General features: G+C 75.0%; 9 protein-coding genes. 2 read left to right on the top strand and 7 right to left on the bottom strand.

Annotation, left to right across the window (positions count from 1 at the left end):
* Positions 1–134: 134 nt before the first annotated feature.
* Positions 135–614 carry a DUF6229 family protein gene (locus ABD331_RS53305; RefSeq protein ID WP_344493955.1) on the top strand — a complete coding sequence of 160 codons (480 nt, stop codon included), beginning with the start codon at positions 135–137 and terminating at the stop codon, positions 612–614.
* Between the two features lie 49 nt (positions 615–663).
* The gene (locus tag ABD331_RS53300; RefSeq protein ID WP_344493953.1) at positions 664–3,564 is read left to right on the top strand and encodes a type 2 lanthipeptide synthetase LanM family protein; all 2,901 of its coding nucleotides are present in this window, start codon (positions 664–666) and stop codon (positions 3,562–3,564) included.
* On the opposite strand, the gene ABD331_RS53295 is transcribed toward ABD331_RS53300, so the two are convergent.
* From ABD331_RS53295 to ABD331_RS53265, 7 genes are read right to left on the bottom strand one after another with little or no spacing between them, the layout of a single operon-like run.
* Positions 3,554–4,315 (bottom strand): AfsR/SARP family transcriptional regulator, encoded by a 762-nt coding sequence (locus tag ABD331_RS53295; RefSeq protein WP_344493951.1) that lies wholly within the window; start codon positions 4,313–4,315, stop codon positions 3,554–3,556. The two genes, ABD331_RS53300 and ABD331_RS53295, sit on opposite strands and share 11 nt — an antisense overlap.
* Positions 4,312–5,583, bottom strand: coding sequence for an MFS transporter (locus ABD331_RS53290; RefSeq protein ID WP_344493949.1), 1,272 nt, complete (start codon positions 5,581–5,583; stop codon positions 4,312–4,314). Before ABD331_RS53290 ends, ABD331_RS53295 begins: the two co-directional genes overlap by 4 nt.
* On the bottom strand, positions 5,580–6,695 hold the full coding sequence (locus ABD331_RS53285; protein ID WP_344493947.1) for a ScyD/ScyE family protein: 1,116 nt from the start codon (positions 6,693–6,695) through the stop codon (positions 5,580–5,582). The genes ABD331_RS53290 and ABD331_RS53285 overlap by 4 nt, the downstream gene beginning before the upstream one ends.
* On the bottom strand, positions 6,692–8,200 hold the full coding sequence (locus ABD331_RS53280) for an AMP-binding protein (RefSeq protein ID WP_344493945.1): 1,509 nt from the start codon (positions 8,198–8,200) through the stop codon (positions 6,692–6,694). Before ABD331_RS53280 ends, ABD331_RS53285 begins: the two co-directional genes overlap by 4 nt.
* Complete coding sequence (pabB, locus tag ABD331_RS53275) at positions 8,197–10,293, bottom strand: aminodeoxychorismate synthase component I (protein WP_344493943.1); 2,097 nt, start codon at positions 10,291–10,293, stop codon at positions 8,197–8,199. The genes ABD331_RS53280 and pabB overlap by 4 nt, the downstream gene beginning before the upstream one ends.
* On the bottom strand, positions 10,290–11,660 hold the full coding sequence (locus tag ABD331_RS53270; RefSeq protein WP_344493941.1) for an aldehyde dehydrogenase family protein: 1,371 nt from the start codon (positions 11,658–11,660) through the stop codon (positions 10,290–10,292). Before ABD331_RS53270 ends, pabB begins: the two co-directional genes overlap by 4 nt.
* Positions 11,552–12,679 carry a 3-deoxy-7-phosphoheptulonate synthase gene (locus tag ABD331_RS53265; protein ID WP_344493939.1) on the bottom strand — a complete coding sequence of 376 codons (1,128 nt, stop codon included), beginning with the start codon at positions 12,677–12,679 and terminating at the stop codon, positions 11,552–11,554. Before ABD331_RS53265 ends, ABD331_RS53270 begins: the two co-directional genes overlap by 109 nt.
* Between the last annotated feature and the right edge of the window lie 15 nt (positions 12,680–12,694).

The following is a 12,694-nucleotide window of genomic DNA, read 5'->3' as shown; positions in this document are numbered from 1 at the left end:
ATACGCCCGGGACGGCGCTGCGGATCACGGGACTTTCCGCACGTCGGCGCCAGGCCGGGACTGCAATGGGACTGCAATGGCCGCTGGGAGCATCTGGAGTGACCAAGAAGACGAGCCCAGGAGGGACCGGTCACATGTCAGTACTCACCCAGTGGCAAGCCGAGGAGGTCGTCGCCGCCTGGCGCGCCGGGCAGCAGACGGCTCAGGGGTTCGACGAGCTGGTCAACCCGGCGGGGCCGCTGTTCGGCGCCGGCGAGGACGACCTCACCTACGAGCCGGTCGCTGCGGTCAACACCCGGAGCCTGGCCAACACCCGGAGCCTGGCCAACACCCGCGCGGTCAACACGCGCACGGTCAACACGCGGGCGACGAACACCCGCGACATCAACACGCGGGTGGCCAACACTCGTCAGATCAACACGCGCACCGTCAACACGCGTCAGATCAACACGCGGACCGTCAACACGCGGACCGTCAACACGCGTCAGATCAACACGCGCGCCGTCAATACCCGCACCGTCAACACGCGCACCGTGAACACGCGCGCCTTCGCGAACACGCGCAGCCTCGCCAACACCCGCACCGTCCGATTCGAAATGACCGTGGTCTCCTAGCCATGAGCATTTTCGATCGGACAGCTCCGCACCCGCGGGCAACGACACCGTGAACGACACCGTGCCGGGCCACCTGCTGGAACCTGCCCTACTCCGGCTGGCGGCCCGGCTCGGCACGGTTCCGGGGCTGGCGGAGGCGGAGCGGGACGTGCTGCACGCCGCCGCCGAATCGGCACTGCGCGACACCGTACGCCGGCTCATCGACCGCGTCCTGCTCCTGGAGCTGCACGCGGCCCGTCTCACCGGCCGGCTCACCGCAGCCGATCCGGCGGCCCGGTGGGCGGAGTGGCAGGCCCAGACGGCCACCCCCGCCTTCTGGACCTCGCTGGGCGGCCACTATCCCACGCTGCTGCCCCGGCTGCGCCGGGTGATCGGCAACAGGTGCGCGGCGGCGCTGAGGCTGGCGCGCCGGTTCGGCTCCGACCGCGCCGCACTCGGCCCGCTCATGGACGGCGGTGGGACCGGGCTGGTCGAGGTGGAGTTCGCGGCCGGGGACAGCCATCGGGGCGGGCAGACCGTGGTTCTTCTAGGGTGCGAGGGCGGCAGCGTCGCGTACAAGCCCCGGCCGGTGACCGTTGACCGCGCGCTGGCGCGGTTCCTGGAGCGGGTGTTGCACGCCGAGCCGTCCGGCACCCGGATCCGGGTGCCGGAAGCCGTGGCCCGGGGCGGCTACGGCTGGGTCGAGTACGTCGAGCACCGCTACTGCGACGGCGACGAGGAACTGCGCGCTTTCCACCGCGGCCTGGGGCACTGGCTCGCGGTGATGCTCCTGCTCGGCGGCAGCGACCTGCATGCGGAGAACCTCATCGCGGCCGGGCCGGTGCCCGTCGTCGTGGACTGCGAGACGCTGTTCACGCCCCTGCCCCCGGCCTTGGAGCTGGGTTTCGGCGACGCGACCGACAGGGCGGCGGCGCTGCTCGGCCGCTCGGTGCTGAGCACCGGCCTGCTGCCGGACCGGGGGGTGGCGCTCGGCTGGCGGGGGATCGACCCGTCCGGGATCGGCTCGCTGCCCGGCCAGCAGCCGGCCGCGGAGCTGCAGGTCATCCTGGACGCGGGCACCGATCAGGCCAGGGTGGGCCGGGCTCGCGTGGAGGTGCCCATGGAGCGGAACCTGCCCAGCCCCGACCCGGTGCTGGGCGCGTACTGGGACCAGGTGGTCGCCGGGTTCACCGAGCTCACCGAGCGGCTTCGGGGTCTGGACGGGGCGGGTGAGCTGGAGCCGATGCTCGCCGGTTTCGCCGACGTGCCGGTCCGGGTCGTCGCCCGTTCCACCGAGTTGTACGCCGAGCTGGGCCGCATGTTGTGGCACCCGGCGTCGCTGCACGACGAGCCCGCCGCCCGCGCACGAGCCGAGGCCGTGCTCGCCCGCCAGGCCGACGACGTGCCCGGCCGGCCGGACGATCCCGCCGTGATCGCGGCCGAGGTGGCGGACCTGCTGGTCGCCGACGTCCCCGTGTACTCCACCACGCCTGGCAGCGGAGTGCTGACCGGGCCGCGCGGGACGACGTGGAAGACCGCGGACGACCTGTTCGCCGGTACGCTGCACCGCTGGCGGGCGGCCGACCTCGGGGTGGAACGGCAGGTCGTCCGGTCCGCCGTGGTCGGCGCGTACCTGAACGACGGGTGGTTGCGCGGTGAGCGGACCGTGGGTCCGCGCCGGGTGCGTGCCTCTGACCTGGACCGGCGCCGCCGTTCGGCGGCGGCCGGCATCGTGCGCGGGCTGGCCGCGTCCGCCGTGCGGGGGGACGACGGCAGCGCCACGTGGATCGGGCCGGTGCTCGACCCGGCCGGCTGGGCGGTGCTGCCGCTCGGGCCGGACATGTACGGCGGCACGGCGGGGATCGCCGTGCTGCTGTCGGGTTACCAGCACGAGGTGGAGCACGGCCGGGCGGATCCGGTGCCCGAGGTGGCAGAGCTGCTGCGAGCCGTGCTGCGCACCCTGCGCGACACCGGGGACGCCCTGCTGTCGGCCGGCGCTCAGGAGGTCGCCGGGGGTTATCTCGGTGCCGGGTCGCGGATCTGGGCCTGGCTGCTGCTGGGCCGGCTCGGTGCGGTCGGGCGGGCCGAGGCGGTGTCCCGGGCGTCGGCCGCGCTGGCCGGCCTGCCTGCCTCGCTGGACGGCGACGCATCGCCGGGGCTCTTCGACGGGCTGGCGGGGGCGGTGGTGCCGCTGCTCAGGCTGGACGAGCACGTCGAGGGCGGGCACGCCGCCGCGGCGGCACTGGCGGGGGAGATCGGGTCCCGGCTGGTGGCGGCGGCGGAGACCCACGACGGTCTCCCGCGGTGGGGGAGCACAGACCCGTCCCACGATCCCGCCGGGGTGGCTCACGGTGCCGCCGGGATCGGTTGGGCGCTGTCCCGGCTGGCGGCGGTCACCGGGAACGCGGCGGTGGCGGCTCTTGCAGCCGCCGCCGTGCGTGAGGCGCCGGAGCATCTCGCCGCCGAACCGCAGCGACCCGGCCACCCGGCGATGGTCGCCGCCACCTGGGCTCATGGGGCCGGCGGAATCGGGGTAGTCGCGGCGGACGAGCTGCGGCGGGCGGCCCCGGGCGACCCGATGGGCGCCGCGCGGTGGCGCGCCGTCCTGGCACGGGCGGCGCAGGTGTGCCGGGCGGACGGCTTCGGCCGCGACCACACCCTGGCCCACGGGGATCTCGGCGCCTGGGAGGTGCTCACGCTCGCCGCCGGCGCCGGCGTGCTCGACGTCGACAGGGAACGGCTGGACGCCCGCGTGCTCAGCGGGATCGAGGAGTTCGGCCCCTCCAGCGGGTTCGCCGGGAACCCGCTGGTGCCGGGGCTGCTGCCCGGGGTCGGCGGTGTCGCGTACCAACTGCTGCGGATGCACCCCGGCTGCCCGCTGCCCTCCGTGCTGCTCCCCGACCCGGGAGCCGGCGACTTGACGGCGCCCGCCCAGCCATCGGCGGCCGGGCTGCCGAGGGTCAGGGGGTGAGCGTGGCGCTGCGGAGGATCGCCACGTGCAGGGCGCTGGTGGCCGGCGTGGGATCGATGCCCAGCTCCTCGGCGAGCGTGGCCCGCAGCCGCTCGTAGGCGGCCAGCGCCCTGGCGGGCTCCCCGGCCAGTTCGTACGCCCGCATCAGCAGGCGGCAGGCGATCTCGTCGAACGGATCCTGCGCCACGGCGGACTGGGCGGCCAGTCGCGCCTCCGGCAGGCGCCGGCGGCGCAGCGCGGCGGCGGCGCTCACGTGCAGCGCCCGCCGCAGGATGTCGGCCCGCGCCGTCCTGGCGGGCTCGGCCCACGTCGCGTCCCCGCCCTCGGGGAACACCTCGGCGCCGGCCACGAGGCGGACGGCGTCGCCCGCCAGCCGCATGGCCCGTGGCGCGTCGCTCGCCAGAGCGCCTTCGGCGACGCCGGCCAGCTCACGCGCCTCCCACAGATCGACGCGGACGTGCCGGCCCAGGCGGTATCCGCTGCGCCCGCCGAGCACGACGCCGGGGTGGAGCGTGGCGCGCAGCCTGCTGACCAGCGTGGCCACGTTGTCCCCTGGCCGCGCCGGCCACGCGTCGCCCCACAACGCCTCCGCGGCGGCGTCCAGGTGCACCAGCCGCCCGTCGGCGACGGCGAGCAGCGCGAGCAGCGTACGAGCCTTGCGGCTGCCCACCTCGGCGCCGGTCAGGCGGCGCGCCCCGACCTGGGCCGCGAGCTCGCCGATGAGCCGCAACCGCACCTCGGCCCCGCTCATCCGGCGCGGTCTGCGAGGAGGGCGTGCACCTGTACGGCGATCAGGCAGAGCACCATGACGCCCGCGCCCACAGTGAGTCCCGTGAAGCCGAACGTGCCGACCACCGGGCCGGCGATCAGCCCGCCCGCCGCCGCGCACAGGCCCACCGTCATGTCGGCCGTGCCCTGGACCCGGAGGCGCCGTGCGGCCGGGACCGACTCGCTGAGCAGCAGCGAACCGGAGACCAGGCAGGCCGACCAGCCCACACCCAGCAGCACCAGCGCGGCGGTGAGGCGCCAGGAGTCGTGGCCCGCTGTGGTGGCCACCACGATGGCCGTCAGCAGCAACGCCGCGCCGGTCACCAGGCCCGCCCGTCGTCCGAACCGGTCGCAGAGCCGGCCGACCAGCGGCGACACGACGTACATGCCCAGCACGTGGGCGCTGGCCGCGGCGCCGATGACGGTCAGGCCGGTGCCCGCCTCCGCCATGTGCACGGGGGTGATCACCATCAGCGGCAGCATGACGGAGTGGCTCACCACCATCGTCATCAGCGCCAGCCGCGCCGACGGGGTGGTCAGGATCAGGCGCGGCACCCAGGCCCCGCCGGGGGCGGGCCGGGCCGGCTCGCCGGAGATCCGCCGGGACAGGAGCAGGGGATCGGGGCGCAGCATCGTCCCGGCCACCGTGGCCGCGATCAGGAACGCCGCCGCTGCGAAGACGTACGCGCCGGTCAGCGGGGGCAGGCCGGCCCGCTCGGCCATCGCGGCGGTGGGCCCGACGAGGTTCGGGCCGATCGCCACGCCGGCCGTCGCCGACCAGACGACGGTGGACAGGGCGCGGGCGCGCTGCGCGGGCGTGGCCAGGTCGGTGGCGGCGTAGCGCGACTGCAGGCTGGTGGCGGTCGCGGCGCCGTACAGGATGAGCCCGGCGATCAGGACGGGCAGCGAGTCCGTCCAGCCGCCCAGGACGGCGACGCACGCGCCGGCGAGCCCGGTGGTGAAGCCCGCGACCATGCCCCGGCGCCGCCCGAACCGCTGCATGACGAGCACGATGGGCAGGGCGAGCAGTGCCGCCCCGGCCACCTGGGAGCCCTGCGCGTATCCGGCGGCGGCCGGATCGCCTGCCACGGACGCGGCGAGCAGCCCGCCGGCCGTCGTGCCCGCCAGCGCGCCCACGCCGCCGACGACCTGTGTGACGGCCAGCACGCGCACGGTCCGCCTCTGCACGCGGGCCACCTGCGCGCCGGCGGCGGCCCTGGCCACGTCGGCGTCGTTCCCGAGGTCGGTCACGACAGCCGGTAGGCCAGCAGCCGGCCGTTGGCCGACACCGAGTTGTCCGCGACGTACAGGGTGTCGCGGGTGAAGGACAGCGAGCTGGGCATGGTCAGGCCCTCGGCGACGACGGGCACGGCCGTCCCGTCGGGTTCGACGCGGGTGACCCGGCCGGCCGGCGGGGGGACGGTGTGGGGGCTGCCGGTGTACTCGACCTCGAGGACGTGCAGCCGTCCCCTGGCGTCGACGTCCATGTCGAGGATGGGGGAGAAGCCCTGCGCGAAGACGCGCGGCTGCTGCCCGGGGACCACGTGCCAGATGCGCGCGACCTTGCCGGTGTACGGGTATCCGGTGTACTCGCCGACGTAGTACGAACCGCGCGGGCCGCGTACCACCGAGGTGGGCACCGCCTGCACCTGCGCGGGTCCGTTGGGGGTGGTCACCGTCTGCGCCGGGAACACCGCGACGACCGAGACGGCGCCGTCCGCGGCCACCCGCAGCAGCGCGTTGGCCCCGGCGTCGGCGACCAGGAACCCGTTGCCGTCCGCCAGCACGGCGTACGGGTGACACCACAGCCCGGCGAAGCCCGCGCCGCCGTCCGGGTTCTGGGCGATCTCGTGGGCGGCCAGGTCGGCGAACGGCCGCAGCCCCTTGCGGCCGGCGTACGCGAGTGTGCCCAGCTCACGGCCGGCCTCGCCGAGCGCCTCGCGTCCGGTGGGATTGTTGGCCAGGCCCATCACGACGACCAGGCCCTTCGGCGTGAGCAGCATGTCGCTCGGCCCGTGCGCGAAGGCGCCGTCCTTGGTGCCGAGCGAGGCGGTGCCGCCGACGAGCGTGGTCTTGCGGCCGTGCGTGAACAGGGAGACGGCACCCGTCCGGCTGAGGCACTGCTCGGCTCCCGCGCTGCCGGGGCTTCTGGGCAGGCACGGCTCGGTGCCCTCCCGCCCGGACTCGGCGACCAGCACCACGCCGTCGGCCAGGGCGCGGATGCCGCGCGGATGGGCCAGGCCCTCCGCGACGACCCGGGGCGCGGACAGAACCGGCGACGACGCGGTGGCGGCGGCCTCCACGGGGAGCGGCAGGGCCGCACACACGATCATGGTCGCCGCGAGAACGACGGCAGGTCTCATGAGGAGACGTCCTTTCTGAGCGGTCCGCCCGCCGCCTCGGCGCCTGCGCGCAGAACGAAGCGGCGGAGTTTGCCGGTGTGCGTGCGCGGAAGCTCCGCGGCCACGCGGACGGACTTGGGCACCTTGAACGCGGCCAGCTGCTCGCGGGCGAGCGCGATCAGCTCCGGCTCCAGCCGCGCCGCGTCCATCCCCGGTGTGCCCGGCACCACGAACGCGCGCAGCGAGGTGACGCCGGCGTCGTCGCGTACGGACACCACGGCGACCTCGCGGACGCCGGGATGCCGGGCGAGCACCGCCTCGATCTCCGCCGGCGCCACGTTGATGCCGCCGACGACCTCGATGTCGTCGGTGCGGCCATGGTGCACGTACCTGCCGTCGGGGTCGCGGCTCACCCGGTCGCGGGTGTTGAGCCAGCCGTCGGCCAGCACCCTCGCGGTCAGCTCCGGCGCGCCGAGATAGCCCGGCATGATCATGGGGCCGCGCACCCACAGCTCCCCGATCTCGCCGTCGGCGACCGGCCCGCCGCCTTCGCCGCGGATCTGCAGCTCGCATTCCGGCACCGGCCGCCCCATGGTGCCGAGGGCGTTGTCCCGGACGGTGTTGGCGCAGTAGGCGTGACCGGCCTCGGTGGCGCCGATCTGCTCCAGCACCGGCGCCCCCAGCGACCGGGTCAGCTTCGCCCCGAGCGCAGGAAGCAGCCGTTCGCCCGCCGAGACCGCGGCGCGCAGCGAGCCGAACCCCTCCGGCGGGCAGTGGTCGAGCAGCTTGGCGTAGAACCCGGGCACGGAGAACAGCAGCGTGACCCCGTACCGCTCGATCGCCGCCGCGACCTCCGCGGCCTTCGGCCGGTGCCCGAACAGCACCGCCCCCGCCCCGGTGAACAGCGGGAAGACCAGCGCGTTGCCGAAGCCGTAGGCGAAGTACAGCTTCGACACCGACAGCAGCACGTCCTCGGCGCGGACGCCGAGCACGCCCTCACCGACGCATCGCTGGTAGGCCGCGAGCTGCCCGTGGGTGTGCACCGCGCCCTTGGGCGCGCCGGTGGTGCCCGAGGTGTACTGGACGTACAGGGGCTCGCCGGGGCCGACGTCGATGGGCGCAGGGGCCGGGCGGGCGCGCCCCAGGGCGAGCAGTTCGCCGGCGGTGACCTGGCGGGCCGCGTCGTGGCGGCCGCTCAGCGCGGCGCCGGCGACGATCGTGTGCGGCGCGCAGTCGGCGACGATCCTGGCGTGGTCGGAGGCGGTGAGGTCGGGGTTGACGATGACGGCCGGCGCGCCGATCCGCGCCGCGCCGAGGAAGGCGGCGACCAGGCCCACGCCGTCGGGGAGCGCGAGCAGCACGCGATCGCCCCGGCGGACGCCCCGGGCGGCCAGCCCGGCCGCGGCGACGGCGGCCGTCCGGTGCAGGGCCGCGTGCGTGTACGGGACGCCGTCGTCCCAGAACGCCGTGCGCCCCAGCCATCCGCCGTCCTCGGCCAGCCGCTCGATCTGCTGGTGGACGTTCACCGGGCCGCCTCCGACAGCCCGCCGCCGGCCACCAGCTCGCCCGGCGCGGGCTCCTCGTCCAGGCCGAGGAGCGGAGCGCACGCCTTGAGCAGCATCTCCTCGTACTCGTCGGCGGGGTCGGAGTCCAGCACGATGGCGCCGCCCGCGCCGATCCTGATGCCGTCGGGGGTGAAGACCGCCGTCCTGATCGTGATGTTCAGGTCAGCGGTCCCGTCGCAGCCCAGGAACCCGATCGTGCCCGAGTACGGGCCGCGCGCCTCCGTCTCCAGCTCGTCGATGATCTCCATGGTGCGCAGCTTGGGCGCGCCGGTCATGGAGCCGCCGGGGAAGCACGCGCGCAGGCAGTCCACGGCCGACGCCTCAGGGCGCAGCAGCCCGCGGATCGTCGAGACGAGCTGGTGCACGGTCTGGTACGACTCGACCTGCATCAGGGCGGGCACGTGCACGCTGCCGGGCTCGCACACCCGGCCGAGGTCGTTGCGGAGCAGGTCGACGATCATGAGGTTCTCCGCGCGGCTCTTCGGGTCGGTGGCCAGCGTGGTGCGCAGGCGCTCGTCCTCCGCCTCGGTGCCGCCACGGGGAGCGGTGCCCTTGATCGGTTTGCTCTCCACGACGCGGCCCCTGTCTATCTTCAGGAAGCGTTCGGGGGAGGAGCAGGCGACCTGGACGCCGCCGGCCGACAGGTACGCCGCGTACGGCGCGGGGTTGCGGGCGCGCATCCGGCCGTAGAAGCGCAGCGGGCTCACGACGGCCGGCAGGCGCACCGCGTTGGTCAGGCAGATCTCGTACGACTCGCCCGCGAGCAGCTCGTCCTGGCAGCGCCGCACGTCGGCCAGGTAGCGCGCGCGGCCCCGCACCAGGCCGGCCTCCGCCACCGCGCGCAGGGCGGGGCCGCTCGCCGGGCCGCCCCGGGGCGGCTGCGGCGCAGGCGTGATTCCGCCCGCGGTCGTGGCCGCCCACTCCAGCCAGGCGGCCGCCGCGCGCTCCGACTCCGGCGTGGCGACGCTCAGGGCCACCAGGTGCAGGGTGTCGTCGGCGTGGTCGATGACCGCGAACCGGTCGGGGAACATCCACACGGCGTCCGGCACTTCGGAGGAGTGCTTGGCCGAGGACCCGCAGTCGGCCTTGACCTCGTACCCGAGGTAGCCGATGAACCCGCCGGTGAAGTCGAACGGCAGCTCCGGCGTGTGCACCGACCGCCGCCGGAGCTCCCGGTCCAGGATCTCCAGGATGGACCCGGCGACCCGCCGCGTGCCGGCGCCGACCGTCTCGATGGCGACCTCCCCCTCGCCGACCTGGTAGGTCAGCACCTCGCCGTGGGCGGGGGACGCCTCGGCCAGATAGGAGAACCTGGCCAGGCCGGGGCCGTGCCGGGCGCTGTCCAGCCACATGGTGTGCCGGGAGCCGCCGAAGAGCGCGTGGTAGACCGGCTCGCTCCCGGCGCGCAGCGGGACCGAGCGGGTGTGCGCGGTGTACTCCAGCAGGCCGGTGACCCGCCCCGCGGGCCGGCCGTGGTGCCGTTCGACGATGCGCCGGAAGTTCGCCAGCAGCCGGGCCCCGTACTCGGTCAGGACCGACTCGGGGTGGAACTGCACTCCCCAGATCGGGCGGCGCCGGTGGCGCAGCCCCATGAGGACGCCGTCCTCCGCCCACGCGGTCGCCTCAAGGTGGCCGGGCAGCGGCTCGGGCACCCGCAACGAGTGGTAGCGCACTCCTCTGAAGTTCTGCGGGATGCCGTGGAACAGCTCGTCGCCTGTGTGACGGACGAGGCTGACGTGTCCGTGCCGGGCGGCCGGGGCCCGCTCCACCGCGCCGCCGCCGGCCGCCGCGATACCCTGGTGCCCGAGGCACACCCCCAGCACGGGTACGGTCGCCTCCCGCAGGACGTCGGCGCACCGGCCGAAGTCCTCCGGGTTGCCGGGGTCGCCAGGGCCTGGGGAGATGACCACGCAGTCCAGCTCGGCGGCCAGCGCCACGCAGCGCGGGTCGTCGTTGGCGACGACCACGGGATCGACTCCGTTGATCTGCGCCAGCAACTGGAACAGGTTGTAGGTGTAGGAGTCGTAGTTGTCGATGAGCAGGCAGCGGATCAACTCCGGCCACCACCGATCACGGTCGTCTTGCGGACGGCGAGCATGTGCATGAGGCCGTCGCCGTACAGGGACGGCGGCATCGTGGCCCAGGGCAGCACGGGGGCGGTGACCACGCGGCCGATGCGAGGCTCGTTCTCCGCCAGGCGGGCCAGGTGATCGTCACCCAGCACGGTCACGACCAGGGAGTCGCGTAAGGGAGCCACGCCCTCGGCCGGGAGCCAGGGCGCGACGACGACGAACGGCGAGGTCAGCTCGGTGTGCACGGCCGGATGGCCGGAGCTCGGCGCCGACAGCACCACCGGGCGCACCGCGTACGAGCCGTCGTCCAGCGCGGCCAGCGGGTCTCCGCCGTAGTGCGGGGCGGTGTGGTCGGCCAGGCCGGCGGCCAGCTCGCCCAGGTGCTTGCGCAGGACGACGGCGCGCTCGGCCGACACGGCGGGCAGCCGCGCCCGGTCGTCGGTGATGAGGTGGGCCGGGGTCGCCGCGAGCCGCTCGGCCAGGGCGTCGGCGAGCGCGCCTGGATCCTCGGTGGTGAGGATGGCCGAGACGTTGTCGCAGCGGACACCGCCGTCGCCGAGGACGGTGTCCAGCAGGTAGTCGAGCTCGGCGGCGGAGGGCTCGTGGTCGATGACGAGCTTGCTGCGGCCGGGGCCGTTCACCCGGACGTCGCGCCGCCGCTCCCACTGCCGGGTGAGCTTGGGCGGCCCCTGCACGGCTCCGGCGTCGGCGTGCTCGACCAGCAGGTGACCGAGCCGGTCCGGGCCCGGCAGCAGGGTGAGCTTCTCCGGCGCGACCCCGGCCGCGAGCAGCGCGCCCATGAGCCGGTGCGGCGTGAACGGATCGGCGCGTCCCGGGCGGATCATGACGCTGTAGCCGATCGACAGGGCCCGCACCCACAACGAGTTGCCCCCGGAGTGGGTGCCGAGGTTGGTGAGCATCGAGAAGAGCCGGCCCCGGGGGATCCAGCGGGCGGCGACGCCGTCGACGTCGGGGATGGGCGGCAGATCGAGCGCGTTGTGCCGCTGGACGTCGGTGAGCACCCGCGCCAGGTAGTGCAGGCCGTCGCGGACGACAGGCTTCGGCACGCCGGTGGCGAGCGCGCAGCGGATCAGGTAGTCCTCGGGGGACTCGCCGTTCACCTCCTCGGTGAGGAGGATCTCGGCGGCACGCGAGAGCGTCTCCTGGCCGGGCGGTACGCCGTCGGCGGCGTCACGGACCCGTTTCACCGCCGGCACCGCGGTCAGCGGCGCGGCCAGGCCTACCTCCGCCACGCGGGCGCCATGCACGCCGACGAGGTCGGAGCGGTCGTGGGTGTCCATGGGCTCACCGGCGACCAGCGGCTGGATCGTGGGGATTGCGGTTGGCATCGGCAGGTCTCCTGCGCGTTCGGTCGGTCAGGTGGGCGGTGGGCACAGAGGCCGCGCCGGCAGCGGCCGGTCGGCGTGGTCCAGGCACTCGGCCACGTCGTCCGGGGTGACCTCCAGGTGCAGGCCCGCTGGGCGTACGCCGTGGTGGCGGGCGACGTGGACGAACGCTCGCGCCTCGGCGACGACGTGATCGACGACGCGGGGTCCAGCGCCTCGACGAGCGCGGCGACGTCCTCCGGGCGGGCGGCCGGGCCGAGTTTCACCGCCACCGGGTTGGCGATCCGCGCGGCCAGCGCCACGTGCGGCCCGTCGGCCTGGCGGGTGCGGTCGCCCACCCACAGGAGGTGCGCGGACGAGGCGTAGGCCGTGCCGGCGACTGCGGCGGGCCGGACCTGCGCGGATGAGGCATAGGCCGTGCCGGTGATCCCGGCGGGCCGGACCAGCGGCTCCTCATAGGGGTGCAGAAGGGCCTCGTGGCTGGTGAAGACGGGGTAGGGGGTGGCGATGGCGGCCAGGTGACGGAGCACCTCGGCGGACTTGTCGTAGGCGAGCAGCAACCGTCCCGCCTGGGGTGTGCGGGCGAGCGGGGTCGCGGCCAGGCCGTTCACCGCGTCGCCCATGTAGATCGGCACGTGCGAGCCGTCGGCGACGGCCTCGGAGGGGTACGACCTCGGCTTGGCGAACTGGCCGGCGATCCGGCCCACCACCACGGTACGGGCGGGGTCGCGTACGCCGGCCAGGATCGCCGCCAGCTCGCAGAGCTGCGCGGCCTTGCGGGTGACGAGGCCGGGCAGCACCTCGGCGAACAGCTCCGCGCAGTCACCGGCGTGCAGGACGAACCCGCCGGCCGTCGCGATCCCGGCGAGCCGCTCGCGCAGGGCGCGGGTGGACTCGAAGGACACGAGGGCGGGCCGCCGCGCGAGCTCCGCCACCACCGCGGCGAGGTCGCCGCCGGCGGACCAGTCGGGCATCGGCACGGCCGAGGCCGCGACCGGCCGGGAAGGCAGTATCGGGTTCACCCTTCTCATGGGATG

The sequence above is a fragment of the Nonomuraea monospora genome, assembly GCF_039531895.1.
GTDB lineage: Bacteria > Actinomycetota > Actinomycetes > Streptosporangiales > Streptosporangiaceae > Nonomuraea > Nonomuraea monospora.
This window is presented reverse-complemented; position numbering and strand designations above follow the sequence as displayed.

Excerpts from the sequence above, each read along its gene's own strand:
- ABD331_RS53285 (WP_344493947.1), bottom strand. The coding sequence starts at position 6,695 with ATGAGACCTGCCGTCGTTCTCGCGGCGACCATGATCGTGTGTGCGGCC.
- ABD331_RS53305 (WP_344493955.1), top strand. The coding sequence starts at position 135 with ATGTCAGTACTCACCCAGTGGCAAGCCGAGGAGGTCGTCGCCGCCTGG.
- ABD331_RS53270 (WP_344493941.1), bottom strand. The coding sequence starts at position 11,660 with ATGCCAACCGCAATCCCCACGATCCAGCCGCTGGTCGCCGGTGAGCCC.
- ABD331_RS53295 (WP_344493951.1), bottom strand. The coding sequence starts at position 4,315 with ATGAGCGGGGCCGAGGTGCGGTTGCGGCTCATCGGCGAGCTCGCGGCC.